Source organism: Coprococcus sp. AF99-45 (genome assembly GCF_027663865.1).
Taxonomy (GTDB): domain Bacteria; phylum Bacillota; class Clostridia; order Lachnospirales; family Lachnospiraceae; genus Allocoprococcus; species Allocoprococcus comes.
Window position 1 is genome coordinate 16,707 of the sequence record NZ_JAQDGZ010000004.1, and the last position, 23,413, is coordinate 40,119.

General features: G+C 43.7%; 16 protein-coding genes. 1 reads left to right on the plus strand and 15 read right to left on the minus strand.

Annotation, left to right across the window (positions count from 1 at the left end; all coding sequences use genetic code 11):
* Positions 1-125: 125 nt before the first annotated feature.
* The 11 genes from PGR14_RS04380 to PGR14_RS04430 form a co-directional block, all read right to left on the minus strand.
* The gene (locus PGR14_RS04380; RefSeq protein ID WP_173688293.1) at positions 126-1,610 is read right to left on the minus strand and encodes an AAA family ATPase; all 1,485 of its coding nucleotides are present in this window, start codon (positions 1,608-1,610) and stop codon (positions 126-128) included.
* A gap of 133 nt (positions 1,611-1,743) precedes the next feature.
* The gene (locus PGR14_RS04385; RefSeq protein ID WP_173688294.1) at positions 1,744-2,055 is read right to left on the minus strand and encodes a hypothetical protein; all 312 of its coding nucleotides are present in this window, start codon (positions 2,053-2,055) and stop codon (positions 1,744-1,746) included.
* Positions 2,056-2,088: 33 nt separating this feature from the next.
* Positions 2,089-4,881 (minus strand): AAA family ATPase, encoded by a 2,793-nt coding sequence (locus PGR14_RS04390; RefSeq protein WP_270223042.1) that lies wholly within the window; start codon positions 4,879-4,881, stop codon positions 2,089-2,091.
* Entirely contained in the window at positions 4,878-6,014 is a 1,137-nt protein-coding gene (locus tag PGR14_RS04395) for an exonuclease SbcCD subunit D (RefSeq protein WP_270223043.1), read from the minus strand. Before PGR14_RS04395 ends, PGR14_RS04390 begins: the two co-directional genes overlap by 4 nt.
* Positions 6,015-6,040: 26 nt before the next feature.
* Positions 6,041-7,789, minus strand: coding sequence for an AAA family ATPase (locus PGR14_RS04400; protein WP_270223044.1), 1,749 nt, complete (start codon positions 7,787-7,789; stop codon positions 6,041-6,043).
* Positions 7,790-7,882: 93 nt separating this feature from the next.
* Complete coding sequence (locus PGR14_RS04405; protein WP_270223045.1) at positions 7,883-9,955, minus strand: beta-glucosidase family protein; 2,073 nt, start codon at positions 9,953-9,955, stop codon at positions 7,883-7,885.
* Complete coding sequence (locus PGR14_RS04410) at positions 9,948-10,868, minus strand: helix-turn-helix domain-containing protein (RefSeq protein ID WP_270223046.1); 921 nt, start codon at positions 10,866-10,868, stop codon at positions 9,948-9,950. Before PGR14_RS04410 ends, PGR14_RS04405 begins: the two co-directional genes overlap by 8 nt.
* A 144-nt stretch (positions 10,869-11,012) precedes the next feature.
* Positions 11,013-12,374, minus strand: coding sequence for an MFS transporter (locus tag PGR14_RS04415; RefSeq protein WP_270223047.1), 1,362 nt, complete (start codon positions 12,372-12,374; stop codon positions 11,013-11,015).
* Between the two features lie 12 nt (positions 12,375-12,386).
* A complete protein-coding gene (locus PGR14_RS04420; protein WP_270223048.1) occupies positions 12,387-13,799 on the minus strand; it encodes a family 43 glycosylhydrolase in 1,413 nt (470 codons plus the stop codon).
* A gap of 466 nt (positions 13,800-14,265) precedes the next feature.
* Positions 14,266-15,066, minus strand: coding sequence for a GTP pyrophosphokinase (locus PGR14_RS04425; RefSeq protein ID WP_270223049.1), 801 nt, complete (start codon positions 15,064-15,066; stop codon positions 14,266-14,268).
* The gene (locus tag PGR14_RS04430; protein WP_270223050.1) at positions 15,056-17,839 is read right to left on the minus strand and encodes a translation factor GTPase family protein; all 2,784 of its coding nucleotides are present in this window, start codon (positions 17,837-17,839) and stop codon (positions 15,056-15,058) included. The genes PGR14_RS04425 and PGR14_RS04430 overlap by 11 nt, the downstream gene beginning before the upstream one ends.
* 167 nt (positions 17,840-18,006) lie before the next feature.
* Here PGR14_RS04430 and PGR14_RS04435 point away from each other — a divergent pair, with 167 nt between their 5' ends.
* Positions 18,007-19,662, plus strand: coding sequence for a DUF885 family protein (locus PGR14_RS04435; RefSeq protein WP_270223051.1), 1,656 nt, complete (start codon positions 18,007-18,009; stop codon positions 19,660-19,662).
* 360 nt (positions 19,663-20,022) lie between these two features.
* Here the strand turns inward: PGR14_RS04435 and PGR14_RS04440 are convergent, their stop codons facing one another.
* The 4 genes from PGR14_RS04440 to PGR14_RS04455 all read right to left on the minus strand — a co-directional run bounded on the left by PGR14_RS04440 (position 20,023) and on the right by PGR14_RS04455 (position 23,412).
* Positions 20,023-20,640, minus strand: coding sequence for a DUF4317 family protein (locus tag PGR14_RS04440; RefSeq protein WP_270223052.1), 618 nt, complete (start codon positions 20,638-20,640; stop codon positions 20,023-20,025).
* An 85-nt stretch (positions 20,641-20,725) separates the two neighbouring features.
* Positions 20,726-21,748, minus strand: a complete 1,023-nt coding sequence (locus PGR14_RS04445; RefSeq protein WP_270223053.1) for a DUF3878 family protein — start codon at positions 21,746-21,748, stop codon at positions 20,726-20,728.
* Positions 21,749-22,777, minus strand: coding sequence for a transglutaminase domain-containing protein (locus PGR14_RS04450; RefSeq protein ID WP_270223054.1), 1,029 nt, complete (start codon positions 22,775-22,777; stop codon positions 21,749-21,751).
* Positions 22,778-23,052: 275 nt separating this feature from the next.
* Entirely contained in the window at positions 23,053-23,412 is a 360-nt protein-coding gene (locus PGR14_RS04455) for a DUF1667 domain-containing protein (protein WP_055155468.1), read from the minus strand.
* Between the last annotated feature and the right edge of the window lies 1 nt (position 23,413).

A 23,413-nucleotide genomic window follows, 5' to 3' on the forward strand; every position in this document is an offset into this window, starting at 1 on the left:
GGGTTCCGTTGCACTGGACATTCCGATGAGCTCCCGAAACCGTCAATTGTGTCAGCAATGGCTTCCACAATTGACTGGATCTCATCTCCATAGTGCAAAGTCACCCATACCCTATTTCAATTTTCTTATGAAAGCAATGCTCTCACTGCCTCCCCATCGAATACAACTTCTTTTACATGATTCACCTCGATCTGATACAGTGCATTTGCTGCAATGTGCTCGGCCGCCTGCTCCAGATCACGGATTCCTGATGTATGGGAGTAAAGTTCAATGATCACATCCAGGGCATCATCTGTCACTGTACACTCATCCTGACGAAGGCTCATTCTCTTCAGAATCTTTGGAAGTGCAAATCTTGAGAAGATGATCTTCTTCTCTTCCGGTGTGTAATCCGGAATATCAATAACCGCAAAACGGGACATGATCGGCGCACTGATCTGATCCTTTTCATTAGCAGTTGCGATTGGGTATACACCAACTGTCGGAACATTACACTCGATATAGTTATCTGTAAATCCAAGGTTATCCAAGAGAGTAAGCAGTACATCCGCCGGATTTCCATTTCCTTTTCCGGATGCCGCTTTATCCAGCTCGTTGATGATAAATACCAGATTGGATTCTCCTGCCGCTGCAAATGCTTCCATAATGATACCCGGTTTTGCGTTGGCATATACACGGGAACTTCCTGTAAGCTGTTCTGGATCGTTAATGGAACTCATATCCAGAGTTGTCCACGGAAGCTTCAGGATACGTGCAATTGCATAAGCGATCTGCGATTTACCGGTTCCAGCCGGTCCGATCAGAAGGATTCCATACGCCGGAAGAGTGTGCGTTCTGTTGATCTGGATGATCGTTTCGATGATTCTCTGTTTGACACGTTCCATTCCGTAAAGCTCTTCATCCAGGATTCTTCTTGCCTCATCCGGATCAATAGATTCAAAATAATTGCTCTTCCACTGAATATTCATCATGATTGAAAGAGCTCTCTGCGCATGTCTTCTTTCTTCCGGAGACACTTCGTGTGATCTTGCAACAGCAAGGTTTCTTCTTGCCCACAGACGGATATTGTCCGGAAGGGTTCTTCCTGCACAGTTCATAAAATCGGTGATACTCTGCAGGCTTGTCAGCTTCATGCTGTCGCCGTCCTCTTCCATTTCCTCATCCACTGCTTCTTCTGTCGGTGCACTGCTTGCGAAAAGACGCTCGATCATGAACTGCAGGAAACCATCTTCAGCTGAAAGCTTGGTTGCTCCACCAAATGCGATCTCACGGATCTTGTATACTGCATAGCCATCCGCACGATTTTCACCGGAAAGACGGACATTGATATGATTCTCGCCCAGCCATTTGATCAGGCTGACAAATCTCGCATCAATCTGAAGAATATCCGCGCTTACAGTTCCATCCTCTTCATCAAACTCAAAGGATGTCTTCTTGATCGGGTTTGTGAAAACACCGCAGGAATGGTGTTTCCATTTCCGGTTGCTGTTATCAAGAACCAGCATCGGTTTCTCCGCTGTCGCTTCTGTCTCATTCGAGCGGAATGTTGTATAAGTACATTCCGGGGCCTTTTTTTCATCTGGTGTGTGTTTAAAATCAAAAACTGGCATGATTTTTACTCCTTTTTCCTTTTATATTCGCTCTTTCAAATTGTATATTCTTGCATATTTTATGAATAGTCTGTACTTATCTTAACATATTTACTGTATATCTGAAAGATGAAACCTTTTCTTCCTGGCATTTTTATTCACTTAGATTTTTATTTTCCTTCTGCTCCAGTCCTGCAAAAAACAGCTCATAAAAATCATCTTCTCCTTCCAGTTTCGGTGAATTTTCCCCACCTCCATTGGTGCTCCGCTTCATCTCAGCATGAAATTCTTCTCCGGCACAGATCAGCTCCATTTCATAAATCTCATAACCAAGCTCCCTGCATACTCTGCAAAATGCACTGAACGGTTCTTCTTCTTTTCTGGTTGCAAGAAGCTTTTCTTTTATGTCCTCTTCTTTTGCCGCCCGGTGCTGAAGTTCATCCAGCATTCCATAAATATCTGCCATTTTCAACTCCCTCCTTCTCTATCCTTATGCAGATCAGTCAGTCTTAAGTTCCACTCTGCTGCCACCTGCTTTTTCTTTTGTTACCACGATCTGTTTATCAATTCTTAGCTTCAGTTCCTGCACATGGGAAATGATTCCCACCAGACGGTTACCTTCAGTAAGACCGTTCAGTGCTTTCATCGCCTGTTCCAGCGACTCCTCATCCAGCGAGCCGAATCCTTCATCGACAAACATGGTATCCAGTTGGATCCCTCCTGCCGATGCCTGGATCTCATCGGAAAGTCCAAGTGCCAGCGAAAGAGAAGCTTTGAAGGATTCCCCACCGGAAAGCGTCTTCACGCTTCGCTCGGAACCATTGTAATGATCGATCACATTCAGTTCCAGTCCGCTCTGACTCTTCCGGTCATCGGTATTTGTCTGCCTTTTCAGCTCATACTGTCCGCCGCTCATCACCATAAATCTTGTATTTGCACGGGCAATGATCCGGTCAAAATAGTTTGTCTGGATGTAGGTCTCAAACTTGATCTTTTCTTTGGATCCGCCTTTGATCTTTCCATTTACCGTATCGGAAATCTCGCGCACCTGTGTCCAGTTCCGCTCAAGCTCCAGAAGTTTCGCACTCTGCTTATCAATCTCATGCAGGATTTTCTGATTCGTTTCATAGCGAATCTTCAACGTATCCATCTGCTTTTGAAGTTCTTTCTTCGCCCCCGATACTTCCTGCCGCGCCTGTACAAGCTCTTCCATATCAGTCTCTTTATTGCCTGCGATCTGCTTCTCCAGCGTTTTCTTCTTCGTCTTCGCTGCTTCCACCGTCTGGCTGCATTCCCGAAACGCTTTCTGGGCGACATCCAGATTCTTATCCATCTCTTTTTTCCGCTTTTCCAGCTCTTTGATCTTCTGCTCCGCTTCCGCTTTCTCCGGAAATTCCAGTTTGCCACGCACCTTCACAGCCTGCTCTTCTATATTTGCTTTATCCCTCTCAGACACAAGGAGCTGATTCTTTCGCTCCTGCTCCTCCTCCTGAAGCTTTTTCTGCATCTGCTCCAGTTCCGGAATCTCTGTTTCCAGCTTCTGCTTATCTGCCACTGCTTCTTTAGCTACTTCCAGCTTTTTCCGTAAGTCCTTTTCTGCCTCACCGAGTGCATTCATCTGCTGTCCGATGAACGTCAGCGATTTTTCAATCTCTTCTTCCTGTATGCTGCTGTCAAAACTTTTCACACTCTTTTTGATTTCTTCTTCCAACGCTTTTAACTGAACCAGTTTTGCATTTGCGCTAAGGCTCGCATCATTCGTCTTTTTCTCCACATCGGCAGTCTCTTTCCGGTATTTTTCAAGCTCTTCTTTTTCCGGTGCACCTTCCGTCATCTGTGCCGGACATGGATGGTGAATCGATCCGCACACCGGACACGGCTCTCCCGCTTTCAGAACCTTTGCAAGAATCCCCGCCTGCTCGTCCAGAAATGCCCTCTCCATCCAGGCAAGCTGTGTCTTTCGCTCTGTACATTCCTCCTGCATGACAAGATACGCCTTCTGCGCCTCTTCCACACTTTTCTTCTGTCTTTGGTATCTTTTATATTGAATAAGAATGTCTTCTGCCGCTTCTTTTCTTACTGAAACCTCTTTTTGTTCTGCTGTAACTTTCAGAACTTTAATTTCCGCATCCTTCAGCTGTTCCAGTAAATTCTTTTTCTGTTCCAGCTGCGCCTGCATCTGCGCTTTCTTTTCCTGATACTGGCTTTCCCGGCCCTTTAATATCTCAATCTGTTTTTCAAGCTCTTTAATCTGCTTCTGTAGCTTTTTCAGCTCGTCATACTCTGCAAGCTTTTCCTGCCTCTTTCCAATCTCTTCTGCCAGACGTTCTCTTTCCGGCACTTTTTTCTGTTCTTCTTTCAGCGCCACTTCCAGTTCTTCCAGCGTTGGTGTCTTCTCTGCTATCGTCTGCTCTGCTTTTTCCAGTTCCTTTTTCGCACGGATTACTGCCTCTGCCTTTCCGATTCTCTGGTTCAGCTCTTCCAGATCTTTCTCGATTTTCGTTAAATTCTTCTTCTTTTCTTTCACCGAATCTGCATCCTGATCCGTCAGAGTTTCCAAAAGTTCCAGAACCTTGTCCGCATGAACCACTGCTTTGCTCTCCCGGATCTTTTTCACATCCGCAGCAAGCACGTCATCCTCATCACAGCTGATATCCTTCATATACTGCAAAATGCTTTTACTGACATCCTCGTACTGTTCCTGCATTTTGCTGCTTGCATTTTTCATTTTTTCCTGAAATGCAAGATACGGCCTGGTATGAAAAATCTCCCGGAAAATTTTGCTGCGCTCCTCCGTTTTTGAAAACAAGAGCTTCATAAAATCTCCCTGCGCCAACATTGCAATCTGGGTAAATTGTCCCCGGTCAAGACCGATCAGTTCTGTCACTGCTTTTGTGACCTCTTTTGCCTTTGTGACCGGAAGCCTGTCATCCGGAAATTCCAGTACCGCATCCGCTCTTTGCAGCGTCATGCCCTCGCCCCTGTCCTTCGGACGCATATACTCCGGATTTCTCCGGATATGATAAATCTGCCCCTGATACAGGAAATCCAGTTCTACAAAGGTCGGCGTCTTCGGATCCGCATATTTGCTGCGCAGCATCCCCGGCTCTCTCTCATTTCCACTTGCCTCCCCGTAAAGCGCAAATGCAATCGCATCAAAAATCGTGGTCTTTCCGGCACCGGTATCACCGGTTATCAGATAAAGCCCCCGCTCTCCAAGTTCATCCAGAATGATCTCTGTCTCTTTTGCATACGGTCCGAATGCAGAAATCGTAAGTTTTATCGGTCTCATCTTTCATCCTCCCATATCTCTTCCATCATTCCTCTGGCAATCTCTTCCTGCTCATCCGTCATCGGCTGGTTGTTCTGAAGCTCATAGAACTCTTTTAAAAGCTCCATCGGAGATTTCTCTTCTACTTCTGCCGTTCCTCTCACCGTCACTGCCGCTCTTGTCCGCAGATTGTCATAAGACAGCTTCATGATATTCGGATAAATCGTTCTGAGTTTCCCGATTGCATCCGGAATATCCTCTTCATCGGTCAGCGTAATATACAGATAATCGTCCGTTTTCATATCCTTGTAAAAATCCAGCGCAGTCACTTCCATGTAAGTTCCTCTGATCTCCCGCATATCATGCTTCGGCACAAGCGGGATCTGCTGAATATTTATCTTTCCTTTTTCTTCTACATCCACAATGACTGCTGCCTTTTTCTGGTTAGCTTCGGAAAAGGAATATTTGAGTGGCGTTCCGGAATACCGCACTGTCTCTTTCCCAATCTTCTGCGGTCCGTGGAGATGTCCAAGTGCCACATAATCAAATCCGTCAAATATCGAAGCGTCCACATCATCCAGACCACCCACTGACAGTTCTTCCGAATCGCACCTTGCCGCACCGGTCACGAACTGATGCGCAAGTAGGATATTTCGTTTGTCTGTGTCGATCTGCATATGCTGCACCGCCGCATTTACTGCGTCCTGATAGGTGATGATCTCTTCTTCCGGATACACTCTTTTTACCAGGGACGGCTTCACAAATGGAAGCATGTAAATATGGATCTCACCGTACCGGTCACTTATCGTTATCGGTTCTACATCCGACTCAAATACCGGTGAAAGATAGATCTGTCTGCTGCTCATCAGTCTTGAACCGAAAGCAACTCTTTCTGCAGAATCATGGTTTCCACTGATCAGAAACACCGGCAGCTCCCGCGCGGCTATCCTTGTCAGGAAATCATCCAGAAGCCGCACCGCTTCTGCAGACGGAATCACCTTATCGTAAATGTCGCCCGCGATCAGAACCGCTTCCACCTTCTGCTCGTCGATAATGTTCAGTATCTCTTTTAAAATATATGCCTGATCCTCCAGCATGGAAAATTCATTCACACGCTTGCCGAGGTGCAGGTCTGATAAATGAAGAAATCGCATGGTTTTCTTCCTCCATAAATGCCTGATTAAAGAGTAATCTCTTCTATTTTACAGGTATGTTCTTTCGTTGCTTTTTTGTAATTAATTCCTACTAACAGTACTTCTCCATGATATTCTTTCAGACTCTTCGGATAATTTCTTTTCTTTATCTGAGCAAGCGCAGCCTCTTCCGTCTGATTCCATTTCAGTTCTACAATAATTGCCGGTTTCTCACTTCCTACTTTTGGATAGAATACAATATCTGCAATTCCTTTTCCTGCCGGAAGTTCTTCCATCTTTGTATAATAATCCTTACTGCTCAGATATGCCATTTTTACAACCGATCTAAGTACCTGCTCATTATTATAGAAAATTTCTGCTGTATCCTCGTCGTGAATTTCATCGATAATGTCTGCTACTGTTTCGCCATCTTTTTTCCAGGTCGCCTCCAGGATATTGTCCGAACGGATCACCGCTTTCCTAAGCTCCTGTCTGTTTCCATTTTTAATAGCACGGATAAACTCCTGCCGGATTTCCGCATTTGGAATAAATACCGTCCTGTCATCTTCATTGTACGCCAGATATCCGAGATGAATCAGCAAAGTAAGCACATCATCTCTGCTTTTCATGGAAGTCATATCATTTTGGAAGGAACCCGTATCCACTTCACAGGTCGCTCCACCAAGCATATCAATCACAGCATCTTTAAGACCATCAAAATTCAGGTCAATATAATCTCTGAGTGCTTCATAAGTCTCCGTTTTTGTCCAGTAACTGCTGTATTTATTCCGAAGAATTGATTCCATAACGGACTTTGGATTATACGCATGGATTCCTCCGACATAGTATCCGTCATACCACTGCCGCATCACCCGGTAATCTTTTTCATATTTCTGGCAGAGATACTGTACCTCTTCTTCGGTAAATCCAATATATTTCTGCAGGGGACTTGGTTCTACCATCGTATACTCATAAAAATCACTGACTGCCGATTCGTGTCCGTACTTCTTGATCGGTAAAATACCAGTCATATAGACGCCTGCAAAAAGCTGGTCTGTCAGACTACTCTTGAACAGGGAACGAAGCAGTAAAATATAAGAATCCAGAATTGTCTCTTTTCCTTTGCACTCGCGGAACATAGCATCCCATTCATCAATAATAAGGATTATCTTCTCTCCGGTAATTTTGTAAATCATACAAAGTGCATCCAGAAGCTTTGACTGCCCTTTTACTACCGGATATGCTTTTGCCAGATCTTCTATGATTTCCCGCTCCATCTGTTCTACCAACGTATCATCCTGCTTCATTGTAGACAAAAACAAAGTAATATCCAGATAAATCACATCGTAATGGTTGAGATATTTTTCAAAAGTCGCATTCCTCGAAATCTCAAGATCCGAAAATAATTCACGGGAATCACACCCTTTACTATAGTATGCACACAGCATCTTGGTCGCAAAAGATTTTCCAAAACGTCTCGGTCTGCTGACACAGATCAGCTTCTGTGGCGTATTCAGGCAACGGTTTACAAATGCGATCAGACCGGATTTGTCAATATATTCACTGTTTCGGATGGTGGAAAATCCTTCATTCCCAAGATTCAGGTATTTTTCACCAATTGGATCTGGCTGTTTTTCAACAGATCTTTTTGATTCATATACGGCATCTTCCGGTATCATCCAACGCTGTCCTTTTTTTACTGCACCATATATTTGTCCGCTTTTGCACAGCGCATTTACCTGACGTTTTGAAAGATTCCATTTATCTGCTGCCTGTAGAGATGTTATATATTCCATTGAATCCATCCTTTCTGACTTAATTTCTGTTATTCTAATTATAACCGGGAAGTGGGAAGTAAGCAATGCTTACTTCCCACTTCCCATCCTTTTTCAAACTTTCCTTACCCACAAATCTTCTCTCAAACTGCTCGTTCCCACATACACTTCATATGGAATTGACCACTCCGTCACAAATTCATTTCTACCCTCATCAAAATATGCCATCTCCCGAATCGGACAAACCAGTCTCACTTCTTTTTCTTCTCCCCGACTCAACCATATCTTCCGGAAATCTTTAAGCACATACTCCGGTCTTTCTACTTTCGATTCTTCTGCTCCTACATACATCTGCACAACTTCGCTGCCTTCCCGTTCCCCTGTATTTTTCACGATCACAGATGCATACAGATTTTCTTCATCTCTCCACGCCTTCATATCGGCAAGCGTAAATGTCGTATAAGAAAGTCCATATCCAAACGGATAAAGCGGCTCCACGTGATTTTTATTCAGAAGTGTATATCCATGATAGTAACCATATCGAAATTCTTCCGCATCCCAGTCAATCTCCGGCAGATCTTCTTCTTTCTTCGGAATCACAAACGGAAGTTTTCCACCCGGATTCGTTTTCCCGAACAATACATCTGCGACTGCCTTTCCACCTTCCATTCCCGGATAGTACGCCATCAATATCGCTCCGACCTGATCTTCCCACTCATCCATCAGGATCATGCTTCCGCCAACCAGAACCACCACTGCATCCTGCCGGACTTTTCCGACTGCATCAATGATTCTCAGATGTTCCTCTTTTAATCCCAAACAGTCTGTCCTGTCACCGCCCTCATTCTGAACCGTCACATCTGCCGATTCATTTGCCACACATTCTCCTTCATCCAGATAATCATTTCCCGCTACAATCACAACTACATCTGCTTCTTTTGCAAGCCGCCTGCAATGAGATGCACTTTCACCGGAATAATAGATCACTTCCGCATCGGAAGGATATTCCGTAATTCCCTGCAGGATTGTCACCACATACGGTGCGTAGACCTGACTGGAACCCCGGTCACCAATATTTTCTCTGTCAGCGTAACTTCCCAAAACTACGATCTTCTTTCTCTTTTTACAATCTATCGGAAGTAACTGATCTTCATTTTTCAGAAGCGTAATTCCTTCTCCTGCGCACCTCAGGGCAAGTTCCTGATGCTTTCTGTAATCACAACTTCCTTCTTTTTTGTGTTCTTCTATAAAATGTTCATGTGCCAGTAAAGTCCGGATGATCCGGAGTGCCGATTCGTCAATTGTCTGCTCCGTAACTTCTCCTTCTCTTACTGCTTCCAGAAGCTTTTCTCCATAAAAATGTGTGATCGGCATCTCAATATCAAGCCCACTTGAAGCTGATGCAACGGTATCTTTCACTCCCCAGACAAAATCACAGATCGTAAATCCGTCAAAATCCCACTCATTCCGAAGCACTTGTCTGAGCAAATATTCATTTTCCCCACACATCGCTCCCTGATACCGATTGTAAGCACTCATCACAGAACCTGCTCCGGCATCAATACACTTTTTGAAATGATTCAGAAAAATCTCTCTTTCTGTCCTTTTATCACATTCGATTGACACTTTAAACCTTGCATTTTCCATAGAATTAAAAGCAAAATGTTTGACACAGGCGATCACGCCATTCTCCTGTACTCCACGAACCAGTGCACTTCCCATCCTGCCAAGAAGATACGGATCTTCTCCATATACTTCCTGCGCCCGTCCCCATCCCGGATGATAGGGCAGGTTCACGCATACGCCACCAAAAAAGTTTGCACCAACATCCAGAACTTCCTCTGCAATGGCGCGTCCGATCTCTTCTTCCAGCTCCGGGTCAAAAGCTGCTCCTCTCATGGACGCCACCGGAAAACATGTTGCTTTTTTGCATCCGCATACAACACCTCTCGTTCCATCTGCAAAAAGCATTGCCGGTATGTCTTTCTCTTTTATACCACCTGCACGATATGGATGTTCATTATAGTGTACTTTTAATTTTTTCCGGATTGCTCCCCGGACTTCCGAACGGATTTCTGATCCACTCATCAGTGAAATCTTTTCTTCCAGTGATAATGTCTTTAAAATCGCTTCTGCCCGTTCTGTATAAGTCAGCCGGTATTCTCTCCAGTCCATTCTCTTATCCATTCAGAATCTCCCTCAAAATCCTTTTTACCTCCGAAGTCTCATAATTCAGATAACCCTTCAGCGCCTCATCATATTCTTCCACCTGTCCTTTCTCACGAAAGGCTTTCGGCGTAAACCCGGTTTCTTCCCTGAATACCCGGTAAAACGTTTTTTCCGATCCAAATCCACATGCATCCAAAATGTAATTCATATTTTTATCTGTATTCTTCAAAAGATTCTTCGCCTGCTCTATACGCAGATTTTCCAGAAGTTCTTTCCCGGTCAGATCCAGTGTTGTCTTCAGATTGCGGTCCAGGGATTTACGGCTGAGCCCGATCTTTTTACATACCAGATCCATTACCTTTTCTTCTCCCATATGTTCTTCCATAAGCGTGATCGCCTTTACCGTCAGTTCCTGATCGTTCTGTGCAGCTGCATCTTTAAACCTGATATCATAAATAACCTGATCAAACAGATCTGCGATCAGTGTACACACCTGTGCCCTTATCCGAAATGCCTGATGTCTGTCCTCACGCATAGATTCATATACCAGTTCAGCCATCTTTTTATAAAAATATGCGAATTCTTTTTCCGGCTCTTCCTCGTCTGTACTGTCAAGATAAAACCGTACCTCTTTATTGTCCTCCTCATCAAATGCCAAAAGCTCGCGGCTCATTTGCACGAACATACACAGATTTTCTTCATTTTCTACTCCTTTTATCGCATGGATCACATTCGGATTCACCAGATAGATATCCCCCTTTTTTAATCTGACCTGCTCCGACTGCACCTGCATCCAGATGCTCCCTTTTAATATTCCGATCATTTCATATTCATTATGCCAGTGATAGGTACTGCTCTGAATTGGCGCAACAAATATATTTACAGGAAAGCTCTGATTATTTGTTATTGACTCATAAATTGAATGTGGCATATGGACCTCCTGTGTTCATTTCTCCTCAAAATATACTTGAACATTCTTACAAATCATTATACAGGATTTTCTCCCATACTGAAATATATACGCAAAGAATAGCCGCCAATCCTGACGACTATCCTCTGTAATTTTTAAAATTTTCTATTTTTCGTTCGCTCTTTTTTCTTCCAGTCCTTTTGCAATCTGTGGATAAATCTTATCCAGGTTACAGAAGAACAGTGCAACCATTCCGATAATGATCAGAACTGCAGGAACCATTGTAAATACGGTCTTGATTCCTGAAATGGTAACTGCTGCCTGACCAATTCCCTGTGCGGTAAGACTTCCATCGTATGCAGCCCATGCAAGTCCCCATCCAACAATTGCGGATCCAAGACCAGCTCCGACTTTCATACCAAAGGATGTAACAGAGTTTGTCATACCATCAAGGCGGACACCTGTCTTCCACTCGCCATAATCAATAACATCTGCCACCATTGCGAAAAGTCCTGCATTGTGCGGAATTCCACCGATTCCAAGGCAGACAAGTCCGATGACTGCTGTTGTAAAAGAAGTTCCTGTAAATGCCATGATCAGTACACCAAGAAGTTCAATTGCATATCCGATCATCATGCTCTTCCATTTTCCGAGGAATTTATTGATGTAAGGGTAAATCAGGTTACCGATCAGTTTTGGTAAAATAAAGCATAATGTAAGTGTTCCCATCAGTCCTACATTTCCAAGGACATCTCTTGCATAATAAATACGAAGTCCGTTATTTACACCAAGAACTGTATAGTTGATAACAAATACAACCGTCAGAAGCCAGAAATATCTGTTCTCGAAAAGAAGTTTGAATGATTCTCCAACACTGATTTTGTTTTCCTGTTTCTTAGAAGTATTTTCTTCTGCATGTGTACGCTCTTTTGTTCCTGCAAATGTGATCAAAAGCAATATTGTAGCAATTACCCCAAAGATTACTGCCATTCCGGTCCATCCGAATTTTCCTACCAGGTTATTGCAGTTGTAGTTGATGAAAAGTACCACTGACATTGTAACAAAGAAACGGATAGAACTCATTGTTACACGGTCTTTCGGATCCGGTGCTTCCAGTGAAAGCAGTGTATTATATGCCAGGTTACATGCGGTATAAATAGCAACTGCCATCAGGATATAGGTAATGACCGCATAAGCCATCTTTCCTCCGCTGCTCAGTCCGGACGGTACACTGAACATCAGAACCAGTCCAAGTCCCATTGGGATTGCAGTCCATAAGATCCACGGTCTTGCTTTTCCCCATTTGGTATGTGTACGGTCGATAATGCTTCCCATGATCAGATCTGAAATTCCGTCCAGAAGTCTTGTGAGAAGCATCATCGTACCAATCGCTGCTGCTGCAAGTCCTACACTGTCTGTGTAATATAATGTCAGGTAAGAACCGATTGTTGTCCATACCAGGTTGCATCCACCATCTCCGACAGCAAATGCAAGAATCTCTTTCCATGTTGGTTTACTGTTTTTCATGTTTCTTCCTCCTTAATTCCTTTTTCCTTTTAGATTTAATGTCAAAAGAGAAAGTACACCTTCCCCTTTGTATACCAGATACAGTTCTTTTTCTTCGGTAAATGTTACTTCTGTTTCAGCGGTTTTCCACCATTTACATGGCTTCAAAGAAATAACTGCCTTTCTTTCTCCATTCTCTTCTGTGTAAATTTCCAGTTCACCCGGAACATCTGTCTGATAAACGACTTCAATTTTTCCGGTTTCTTCCAGATTGATATACTTATATCCAATTCTCGTTCCATCTTTAATGTTCGTGATATAACGTTCTTCATTTACACTCGTCATATAAGGAAAATCGATTTCCTGGTTGGTTCTTCCAATGGAAGACAATGCTCCCATGTGTCCATTCGTCAGATTACAACAATAAACTGCCGGATAAGATGCATCTCCGGAAAGAGGTCCTGGATTCATTCCGCTTGTCGTAATCGTTACCTGCGGAATCTGTCCGTTCTCATCAAAATACACCTTTTCTGCACATCCCTGTCGATTATACTGGTTCAGGAAAGTATGGCGGTGATAGAACATATACCATTGTCCGTTTATCTCCACCAGACCACCATGATTATTTCCAACAGACATCAGTTTGTCTTCTTCTTTTCTTCCGTTGTATCCGACATCCCCATTGCTTACAATGACTCCGCCAAATTCAAATCCTTCCATCGGCCTGTCACTAATCGCATAACAGAGCTGATGCGTATTTACGGAAGAATAGATCAGATAATATTTTCCATTTATTTTTCGAATAGATGGTCCTTCAAAGTATTCGTTTCCTTCAAATGAAGTTCCTTTTCCATAATTCAGACTCGGAATGATCACTTGCGGTCCTTCTTTTACGGTGATCATATCGTCTTCCAACTGAAGTACGCTTCCGCCTTTCAGATCCTGGTCTTTATAACGCGGAATATTGATCATACATGGTGCAAATCCAAAATACAGAAAATTTCCTTCCTCTGTACAGATCACAGATGGATCATAGGTCTGATTTTCCATCATCGCCTGACCGTCTTTGTACTGGACACGTCCATAAAATTCATACTGCCCTGCCGGCGTATCACAGACAGCCACATTGATGGAATCCTGGAATTTGATGCAATAATATAAGTAATATCTTCCATCACGCCCCTGTACTACATCCGGCGCATATAAAGGAAGCACATTTACGTTATATGGATCCTGATCTTTTCGGTAGATCACGCCTTCATAACGCCAGTCAGACAGGTCATCCAGCGGTGCCGACCATGATACATAATCCTGCTCACAAAATTCATTCCCATTCTCCAGATCATGACTTCCGAATATATATAATCTGTCTTCAAACACATGCGGTTCCCCATCCGGAATATGTTCCCACAACGGGAGATATGGATTATGACATTGCGTTTTCATACGCTTCTCCTTTCGCTTTTTTATTATTTTTCTTTGTTTTAACGTTTCTTTTTCGTTTGCAATATGATTCTATCTTGAATTTTAAATCTTGTTCTGTCATTTTAGACCTTTCTCACTGTCAAATTTGGACACATTTTGTGCTTGTTGGTTATTTTTGACAATTTTATAGTTTTGTTTTTATGCATTTTCACTAATCACATTTTGGAAAGCAGAGAATATCAGATGATTTTGAAAAAAGTCAAAAAAAGAAAGGGCGTGTGAAAAAACAAGAGTTTTTTCACACGCACTTCACACGGCATAGCCGTGAATAATCTAGGCTAATTATACGCAAGTATTTTCTTTTTATCCCTACGCTCTCATTATTATAAACAAATTTCCAATCATTTAATATCAAAAAAGAATGTACCTTTCCGCACATAGTTTACAAAAAGATACCACCCATAACGTGATATGATATTTTTAATTTTTATAAGAGATCCTTTATTTTTTTATCCGGTTCTTCTTCTCTGAGTTCTTTCATCTTTCTGAAATACGAACTCATCTCATCTGCCATTCCCGAAAGCCTGTTCAGCAGTCCGGAAAACTCCGTCAGCATCTCATCATCCTTGTAATACGGATACACAATATCATGGTCAATCTCGCTCCATCCTTCTTCAAAAAGCGTTCTGCCCTGAATTTCCAGATAGTATCCGTGATACTTGATAATATAATGCAGTGAACGGTAATACCCGCCTGTCCGCACTTCAATCTGCGTACTGTCATAAATCCTCGTATCTCCGGAACGCTTGTATACTTTTGGACGTTCTGCGATATAGCAGTGCTCCGGATCCTCATCAAAATCCCGCAGCCTGTCCTCTACATAATTGTTCGGATCATTTTCAAACATCGAAGTGATGAACTTATGAAAATGGATCCAGTCCTCCCGGTAAAGGAAGAAAACCCTGATACCAATCAAATCTGTGATGTATTTGTGGTAATTCGATTTGTTGATATGTTCAAATTTTGCATAATTTTCTTTCCGCTTCCGGATGATCTTTTCCAGAAGGTGCATTGGATTCTTGGTTCTGTAACGGTAGGAATGGATCCCTGCCCGCTCAATATCATAAATATATTCATCTACAAATTCTTTTCCCAGATGACGGAACAATTTCGTTTTTGACATATAATCTTCATAGATCTCTGTCAGCTCCTCCCAGGAAATCCGGGCAGCCGTAAGGTCATCCTCTGTCAGATTACAGGTTTTCAGAAATTCCTCTTTATTGATCATTTGCTCTCTCACCCAATTCTTTCCGGCCCATGCGGACCTCTTCCATATGACCGGCAAGCTCTCTGTCCATATGATCGAACAGATAATTTTTCGCACTCTCTTTGTGAAGCTCCCATTCTTCCTGAATCTGCCGGTTCACGATCTTCACCTCTTCCAGGAACTCCCGGGAAGATATGATCGTACCTCCCTGTCCCTGTGTGATCACCTGTTCCACACCATCTGATGTAACTACCGTCACATGATACTTTCTTCCGACTTCATGTACTACCTTTTCAATGTACATATCCGCCGTCTCAGCTTCTTTTGTATACACAACATGAATGTTGTGGTATTTGAAGATTTCCATTGCTTCGCCTTCAACCTTGTAGGCATCAAATACCAGAATCAGAGGATAGTTCTTGAACCCCTGATAATTGCAAAGCACATCCATCAGTTTATTTCTTGCTGCTTCAATATTCTCTTTTGCCAGTTCTTTCAGATCATCCCATGCGAAAATAACATTATAACCATCTACCAGCAAATATTCCTGTACGCCTTCTTCATCTTTCTTTGCTTTTGGCGTTTTCCCTGCAGTCACAGTCTTTGGAAGACGATCGGCTTTTCGCTCTACCCGTCCGTAAGTCCGGATAAAAATCTCTTCCAGTTCCCTGTCTTCTCTGGCATTACGTGCATAATGCCTGCCGCCTCTGACTGCTGCTTCTGCTGATCCGCTTTTCTCCTTGCGTAAATTTACCGGTACAGTCTCATCCAGACTTTTTTCTGTCTCTCCTGCCAGCCTTTTCCGCTCTTCCAGGATCTTCGGAAGCTGTGCCTCAATATGCATATGTTCCGGCACTTCCTGCCATGGTACATTATATCCTGCTCCATGAGCACAGAATACAGAGCCCGTCGGATTCTCCACATCCCGCTCCGGATCGTAACCAATCGCCTCTACAACCTCGTCCTGGTTATGGCATGGAAAATATCCCTTCAGCGTACAGAACAGTTTCCCTCTTCCTCTGCTGTATGTGGTTACTTCTCTCTGATAATCCTGCATTTCAGACACCGGTGCACTTCCGGTGACCACAGCCATATCATCTTCCGTCTCCGGTCCGTCAAATTCTCCATTCATCCGCTGAATATCCGTAAGTGCACGGCCTGTCATCTCTGACGGAATTTCCAGACGAAATGCATAATACGGTTCAAGCAGTACATTCTCTGCCTGCATCAGTCCCTGGCGGATCGCACGGTACACAGCCTGGCGGAAATCTCCACCCTCTGTATGCTTCAGATGTGCACGTCCACTGGCAAGTGTGATCTTCACATCAATAAGCACCGATCCCGTCAGAACGCCCCGATGCTCTCTTTCCAGCACATGCGTCAGGATCAATCGCTGCCAGTTCTTGTCCAGCACATCCTCACTGCAGATCGTATCGATCGAGATTCCACTTCCCGGCTCTCCCGGTTCCAGTATCAGATGCACTTCCGCATAATGACGCAGCGGCTCAAAATGCCCTACTCCTTCAACTGTATTTTTAATCGTTTCTTTGTAAACAATATTCCCGCTTCCAAAAGAAATATCCACGTCAAAGCGTTCTTTTACAAGGCTTTGCAGAATCTCCGTCTGCACTTCGCCCATCAGCTGGACCTGAATCTCTCCTGCCTCTTCATTCCAGACTACACGGAGCATCGGATCTTCTTCCTCCAGTTGCCTGAAATTCTGCAGCATCCGGTGTACATCACAGCCTTCCGGCAGCTCCACCCGGTAATTCAGAACCGGCTCCAGTATCGGTGCCGAAGAACCTTGCTGTATCCCAAGCCCCTGTCCCGGATAAGTCCGGGTAAGTCCTGTCACAGCACAGATACAGCCTTTTTCTGCTTCCTGCACCATCTCGTACTTGTCCCCGGAATAAATCCGGATCTGGTTAACTTTCTCCTGCATAGGTTCTTCCTCTGCCATATATTCCAGGATCTCTTTGACCTTCAGTACTCCGTTTGTGATCTTCACATGTGTCAGACGGCTGCCCTGTGAATCTCTGGATATCTTATATACCTTCGCTCCAAATGCTTCTTCAGCATGCGTCCCGCTTACCGGTCCGTCCATGTATTTTCCCAGTCCGTCCAGTAATTCCTGCACACCTTCCAGCTTCAGTGCCGAACCGAAATAGCATGGAAATACCTTTCGTTCCCGGATCAGCGTCTGAATCTGGCTCGCCGTGATCTCTCCATTTTCCAGATAGCTTTCCATTACCGTCTCGTCGCACATAGACAGCTCTTCCAGAAATTCTTCACCCGCTTCTGTAAAATCCACACACTCTCCGCTGAGCTTCCGCTTTAATTCAGTAAGTCTGTCCTGTCTGTCCGTACCGTCCTGATCCATCTTATTTATGAAAATAAAGGTCGGAACCTGATACCTTGCAAGAAGATTCCACAGGGTTCGTGTATGTCCCTGCACACCGTCCGCTCCGCTGACAACCAGGATTGCATAATCAAGAACCTGCAAGGTACGCTCCATTTCTGCTGAAAAGTCCACATGCCCCGGTGTATCAAGAAGAGTCACCTGCTTGTCTCCAAGCACAAAATTCGCCTGCTTGGAAAAAATGGTAATCCCCCGGCTTCTCTCCAGCGTATACATGTCCAGAAACGCATCTCCATGGTCAACTCTTCCAAGCTTTCTGATCTGACCGGTAAGATAAAGGATTCCTTCCGAAAGCGTCGTCTTTCCGGCATCCACATGCGCCAGGATCCCGACAGATATATATTGTTTTGGCTTATTTTCAGATGTTGCTGCCATCGAAAAAATGCCCCTTTCTGCTCATAATAATCTCTTGATTATCATATCACAGAAAGGGGCATAAGTCGACACGCGAATCTTTTTATCTGTCCTGCTTTTCATTTGACATTTTCTGCGGTAAGATACAATCAGAACAAATTTCTAAAAAAGGAGAGTGCCATTTACTCATGAAAAATACTGACTTAACCAATACTTACCGCGAACTTGACAGAGAACTTGCCATTTTGCATGACCAACTCGAAAGCCACCGTTCTTTTGAAAATATCCTTTTTCTCCCGACTCCCGAAAAGATCAGGTCGGTCTGCGAAAAATGGAACGATTTAAAAACACAGGTTGAAAACCTGGATGCACCGGACAATGTCTATCGTCTGGTGAAGCATCATCTGAATGACTTCCTGGATTCTCTTAAATTTACTATCGAAGAAAAAGAACACAATCCGGAAGCACCTCTCCTGGATTTTGTCTATTATCTTCAGGAAATCGCTCGCTGTGACAGGCGTTCTAATGAAGTACGTCTCGATCTCCTGACCAGAAAATTACAGGCATTCCATGAAAATCAGGATTTGATCCTTAATCTGATCCACACACAATACGGAGAAAATGAAGCTTCCCTTTCTTCTGCCTTTGCCCGCGCAAGGCTGGATATGCAGCGCGACCAGAAATTGTTAAATGAATATTTCCCGGATTTCACAGAAGAACAGATTGCATCTTTATCACAGTCCTTCCGGATTTTTATCGATCAGCTTCAGGAAATGGCAGATTTACTCGTTTCTGACTGCCAGTCTGACTCTGAAGAATTGTTAAAGGATGATCTCTCAAAGACCATCAAGATGGATCCGGAAGCTTACCGCAGCCTTCTGAAAAACCGTCTTGGTGTATCTCTCGACGAACTGCTTGCATGGCATAAAGAAGAAATTGAAAAGACCCGTGCTGAAGTATTCGAAATCGCCTCCAAATTAGAGCTTCCGGAAGGAACTCCGAAGACAATGAAAGAAGTCAGCGATGTGCTTTTCCGCTATGCCGGTCCTTGCGACAGTGCCGAGGAAATGTATACACGTGCCAGAAATTATCTGAAACGTACCCGTGCTGTCGCTCATGAATATGTACGTCTTCCGGAAGATGAAACCTGTCTGTGCGTTCCGCTTCCGCCTTGCTATAAGGATTCTTACCCTTGGGGCGGTTATGAGGGTGGTGATTTCCGTGTCAAACCGCTCCGCGGCCAGATGTTCCTGAATCAGTATAATTATCAGAACATTACCGATGGCTGGATCAAGATGAATACCATGCACGAAACTTATCCGGGACACCATGTCCAGTTTATCCGTGCAGCGATCGATCCAACACCGGAAACTGTAAAAATAGGAGCAAAAAGTGTACCTCTGGAAGAGGGAACCTGTATTCGTACTGAACGCGCATTTACCTTTATCTTTGCGGAAGACCCGTTCTTCCCTCTGTTCGTTGCATTCCGCCGTCATCATGCCTCTGTCCGTATCCTGGTTGATCTGCAGCTGTATTATTTTGGAGCGACACTGGAAGATGCTGTAAAAATCTACGAAGAAGAGCTTGGCTTTGACCGCGTAACTGCCCGCGCCCAGGTACAGGCACACCAGAATGCGCCGGGATATTTCACCTGCTATTATTATGGAATGAAGAAAATCTGCGACTGGGAAAAAAAGTATGGATATACGAAATGGGATTATACGGAACTGCTGTTCTCAGCCGGGCGGATCAGTATGGAAAGCCTGGAGATGCTGATTAAGATGACCAAAGAAGAGCAGGGACGCTTCTTTACGGAATTTCGGAGCTTGCTGATGGATGAATAGGGTTTAGGTTGTTGAAGGGATACGAAAAAACGGATAAGTAAATGGATCGGGTCTGCTTCCCACGCACTGGGCATTCCGATGAGCCTCTGAAAACGTATATTGTGTCAGCAATGGCTTCCACAACATCCTGAGTCTCATCTCCATAGTGCTCAAGCGAATCTGACCCGATCCATTTATTTATCCGTTTTTTCTGGTACTCCTGCAACTTGAAAATTTTCCCTTGTGGAGCATCAGCTCGCTGCGCATGGCTGATGGTGATTTGTTTGTCTAGGGTTTTAACCATATTCATAAATTTGAGTATAATGATTTGTTTTAGTTTTTAAAAATTTGTATCTTTAAAATAGTTCCAACAACACATTATTATAAAGATATAAGTCTACCAAGTTCTTCACGTTTCTTTTCAGTTATGCCATAGATATTTATATGGTTCAGGTCACCGCTGCGGTCTGTAAAGGCGGGGAAGAGGAAGCCGGATGTTGGAGAACCAGGTTCGTATTCGCCGACAAGGGGACAGATGGCGCAGATGAGATATGGGAACATCTCTTCGGATTCTCCGAGGCGTTCTTTGTCGGTGGCTTTGGCTGGGATATCGTAGTTATCATGGAAAACATAGATCGCGTAAGGGGTGGAGATCCGGATGTTTTCCATGATGATATCATAAAGAGTATCCATCAGGGCATCGTTTTTGAGTTCACAGTCTCTGAGCGCCATCAAAAGCTGCCACATACTTCCGGCTTTCTGATTTTCCGGCTGGATCTCGTATTTTTTCAGTTTTGTGTTTGTCTCTGCAAATGGAATCGTTTTGGCGATTGCGAGATTTTTTGTTTTTTCTGACGCAGAGAGTTTGAGGAAGTTGATGTTAAAGCTTCCGTCAAAATCTCCGTCTGCATCTACATAACAGCCTGCTATTCTTGTGAATGATGTTCTTGCAGGCGTCATCCGCCGCGTCAATTCCAGCATATCTTCTCGGTTGATCATTTGTATTTGTTCCTCTCTTTGAATATCAATTGAGTCTCACTCCGTTGACCTGTTTCTATTTTCTAAGTTCTCATATCATCCATTGCTAAAATTCTTCTATTTCAGCAACACGGTTCCCCTGTTTTTCTTTCCAAATCATCAGGTACACTTTGAAATCTACCGAATCTCTTGCCGCAGCAAATGGCTCCTCACGTACAAGTGTAACTTTCTGTCCGTTTGACTCCAGCTCTGCTTTTCTTTTTTCGGCTTTTTTCAAAATGTTCTGATATTTCTGATTAAATTTCTCCCCAAAATCCCTCCGTGGATAATTTTCCGCTTCTTTGGCAAGTTTTTTATTTAGCAAGTCTACAACCGCCGCATGTTTCTCCCGATGTAATAATCGGGCAATCCATCTGCTCATTCTTTTTCCATGATATCTCCGGTATCTTTGCAGCCACCACAACAGACTTTTATCCCCTGCTTCTTTAACGAGCTCTTCCATCACAACCATTGCCTCTTCGGTCGGATTCCACGGATCTTCCATCGGGACAATATATTTTGCCGGAACTGCCGGATAACAGGTATAGTTCAGCGGAGGAAAATGTACCAGTTTTGCAAGTTTCCGTTCTGTATCACTTGTTGCCTTTTCTCCAAGGTATTCACATTTATCATTCAGAATCGCCAGACGGTATTCCAGAATCCGCAGATACTCATACCCTTTCACCCAGAAATGTCCCACATCTCCGTAATTATAGAGATTCATCTCCAGCAAAAGATCCTGGAAGAAAATGGTCACAACCGTTTCGCCCTGATATACGACAAGTACATATTCTCCATCCTCCTGGCTTAAAGTTGCGTCCAGCTCTCCTTCATAATCTTTCTGATAATGTCCGGTCATTCTTGCACCAGAGAATACCAGAAAGCTTTCCACTGCATCATTCATCAGATACACCAGACGCATTTCATCCTGGTTTTCCACATCTTTGTCTGGAAACAGAAGTTCAAACTGATCCTGACCGAGTAACTGGGCAAGCTTCTGGAAGGCCTCCGGAATTTCTTCATATGCACTTTCTGTATCCATGAACGCTTCCTCTGCTGACATATTTTCCTGTATTTCCAGTTCACTCATCTATTCCTTTTCTCCTTCATTTGCCTCTTCCATATCCACACAGGCAAGTCCTCTGTCCTCCACATAACTGACACTGATCACTGCCTGCGACCAATTGAGGCTGATCCTGGCAGCCTTCTGCTTCTCTTCTCCGGCTTTCCGGAGCAGATCCAAAAGTTTCTCCAAAACTTCTCTTGTCAGATAGCCACCTCTCCACTGAAAGGTCAATGTCCTGCCCTTCTTAGCCGCCTGCAGCGACCGTTTATAGACATCTTCTTCTTTTGTAAAGGAAAGTTTCTTCTCCCGATAATAAAAATGATCCCCATTCGTACAGACCGGTGCCGGTGCGATCAGCGGTTCATGATCCCGGAAAATCTTCTTGTCGTCCAGATTGAAATAATCATAGCGGATCTCCTGTCCTGCCGCACTGTGTTTACCAAGCGTATTGTCAAAAGTTGCATCCAGATGATAATATGTACCACCAATTTTTACGATATTCCAAGTATGACGGTACTTGATCCCTTTTTCCGGATTGTTACCACAGACTGCGATCATGCACCAGATTCCAAGCGCATCACAGAGTACTTTCACAGATTTTGCAATCCCTTCACATACGCCAACTCCATGTCCAAGTGGACCGATGATCTCATGGGAATACGCCTTTTTCAGCTTATCATAAGTCACATTATCACAGATAAAATCATGAATATATTTCTCCTTTTCCCATTCAGACAAATCTTTTGCCGCCCGCGCAAGTTTTTCTACTCTGGAGGACATTGCCCTCTGATGCTCCCGGATTTTATTTTTGTCAAACAGATACTCCGGTACAAAGATCAGATTCGGAGAGTCCTGATAGTATTTATACTTATATCCTGTCATCCAGAAAATCTCCGGATGATCCAGCCGAAGTCTGAAAAAGACATCATAAAGCTCCGCACTTTCTATGCGCGGTATCTGAAATTCATCCGCAAGTGCATTCGCTCCCTGCATGATTACATGGTATGCTGCCTGCTGCTGTTTCGTCATTTTGGTATAATAGAATGGTTCCATGAAAGTCCTCCTGCGCAATGTTTCGATTCTCCTATTATACATTTTTTCACGAAAACACGAAATGTTTTTCCTTGCTTTTTAACGAAAAACAGAAATGTTTTACGCTAGTTTTTAACGAAAATAGAAAATGTTTATACCCATTTCTTAACGAAAAACAGAAATGTTTATACTTAGATTTTCACGAAATCACAAAATGTTTCTCCAGAATACAATATAAAAAAGTCCCATATGGCAACCCTTTCCGTCACCATACAGGACTTCTCCTTCTTTTCCTTTTATTCAACATTCTTCGTCGCAACAATATCCACGCCCGTGTCCGCCACATTTTCAAGAATCACATCCCCAATATGAACCGGAGCCGGAACTTCAATTCCTTTGAGCGCCTTCACACATTCAAAGATCTTGCCCTTCGGGATATCTTCTTTTGTCTTCACCGATACCATATCGATGCTTCCGCCGGACACACGCACGGTCGAAGTTACGATTCTCGTCGGATTCGTCACTTCTTTTCTTGCGTATACATCACCGCGCTTGCAGGTATTTCCGGTTACACCCACTACTTCTTTCCCATTCATTATAACTGTAAGAGGGCAGCCCATCGGACAGCCGATACATGTCAATTTTCTCTCTTCCATC

What these genes read in the sequence shown, in the direction of transcription:
- PGR14_RS04445 (WP_270223053.1), bottom strand. Translation starts at nt 21,748, where the DNA reads ATGAGTGAACTGGAAATACAGGAAAATATGTCAGCAGAGGAAGCGTTC.
- PGR14_RS04430 (WP_270223050.1), bottom strand. Translation starts at nt 17,839, where the DNA reads ATGGCAGCAACATCTGAAAATAAGCCAAAACAATATATATCTGTCGGG.
- PGR14_RS04395 (WP_270223043.1), bottom strand. Translation starts at nt 6,014, where the DNA reads ATGCGATTTCTTCATTTATCAGACCTGCACCTCGGCAAGCGTGTGAAT.
- PGR14_RS04405 (WP_270223045.1), bottom strand. Translation starts at nt 9,955, where the DNA reads ATGGATAAGAGAATGGACTGGAGAGAATACCGGCTGACTTATACAGAA.
- PGR14_RS04390 (WP_270223042.1), bottom strand. Translation starts at nt 4,881, where the DNA reads ATGAGACCGATAAAACTTACGATTTCTGCATTCGGACCGTATGCAAAA.
- PGR14_RS04450 (WP_270223054.1), bottom strand. Translation starts at nt 22,777, where the DNA reads ATGGAACCATTCTATTATACCAAAATGACGAAACAGCAGCAGGCAGCA.
- PGR14_RS04415 (WP_270223047.1), bottom strand. Translation starts at nt 12,374, where the DNA reads ATGAAAAACAGTAAACCAACATGGAAAGAGATTCTTGCATTTGCTGTC.
- PGR14_RS04385 (WP_173688294.1), bottom strand. Translation starts at nt 2,055, where the DNA reads ATGGCAGATATTTATGGAATGCTGGATGAACTTCAGCACCGGGCGGCA.
- PGR14_RS04420 (WP_270223048.1), bottom strand. Translation starts at nt 13,799, where the DNA reads ATGAAAACGCAATGTCATAATCCATATCTCCCGTTGTGGGAACATATT.
- PGR14_RS04380 (WP_173688293.1), bottom strand. Translation starts at nt 1,610, where the DNA reads ATGCCAGTTTTTGATTTTAAACACACACCAGATGAAAAAAAGGCCCCG.
- PGR14_RS04410 (WP_270223046.1), bottom strand. Translation starts at nt 10,868, where the DNA reads ATGCCACATTCAATTTATGAGTCAATAACAAATAATCAGAGCTTTCCT.
- PGR14_RS04455 (WP_055155468.1), bottom strand. Translation starts at nt 23,412, where the DNA reads ATGGAAGAGAGAAAATTGACATGTATCGGCTGTCCGATGGGCTGCCCT.
- PGR14_RS04425 (WP_270223049.1), bottom strand. Translation starts at nt 15,066, where the DNA reads ATGATCAATAAAGAGGAATTTCTGAAAACCTGTAATCTGACAGAGGAT.
- PGR14_RS04400 (WP_270223044.1), bottom strand. Translation starts at nt 7,789, where the DNA reads ATGGAATATATAACATCTCTACAGGCAGCAGATAAATGGAATCTTTCA.
- PGR14_RS04435 (WP_270223051.1), top strand. Translation starts at nt 18,007, where the DNA reads ATGAAAAATACTGACTTAACCAATACTTACCGCGAACTTGACAGAGAA.
- PGR14_RS04440 (WP_270223052.1), bottom strand. Translation starts at nt 20,640, where the DNA reads ATGATCAACCGAGAAGATATGCTGGAATTGACGCGGCGGATGACGCCT.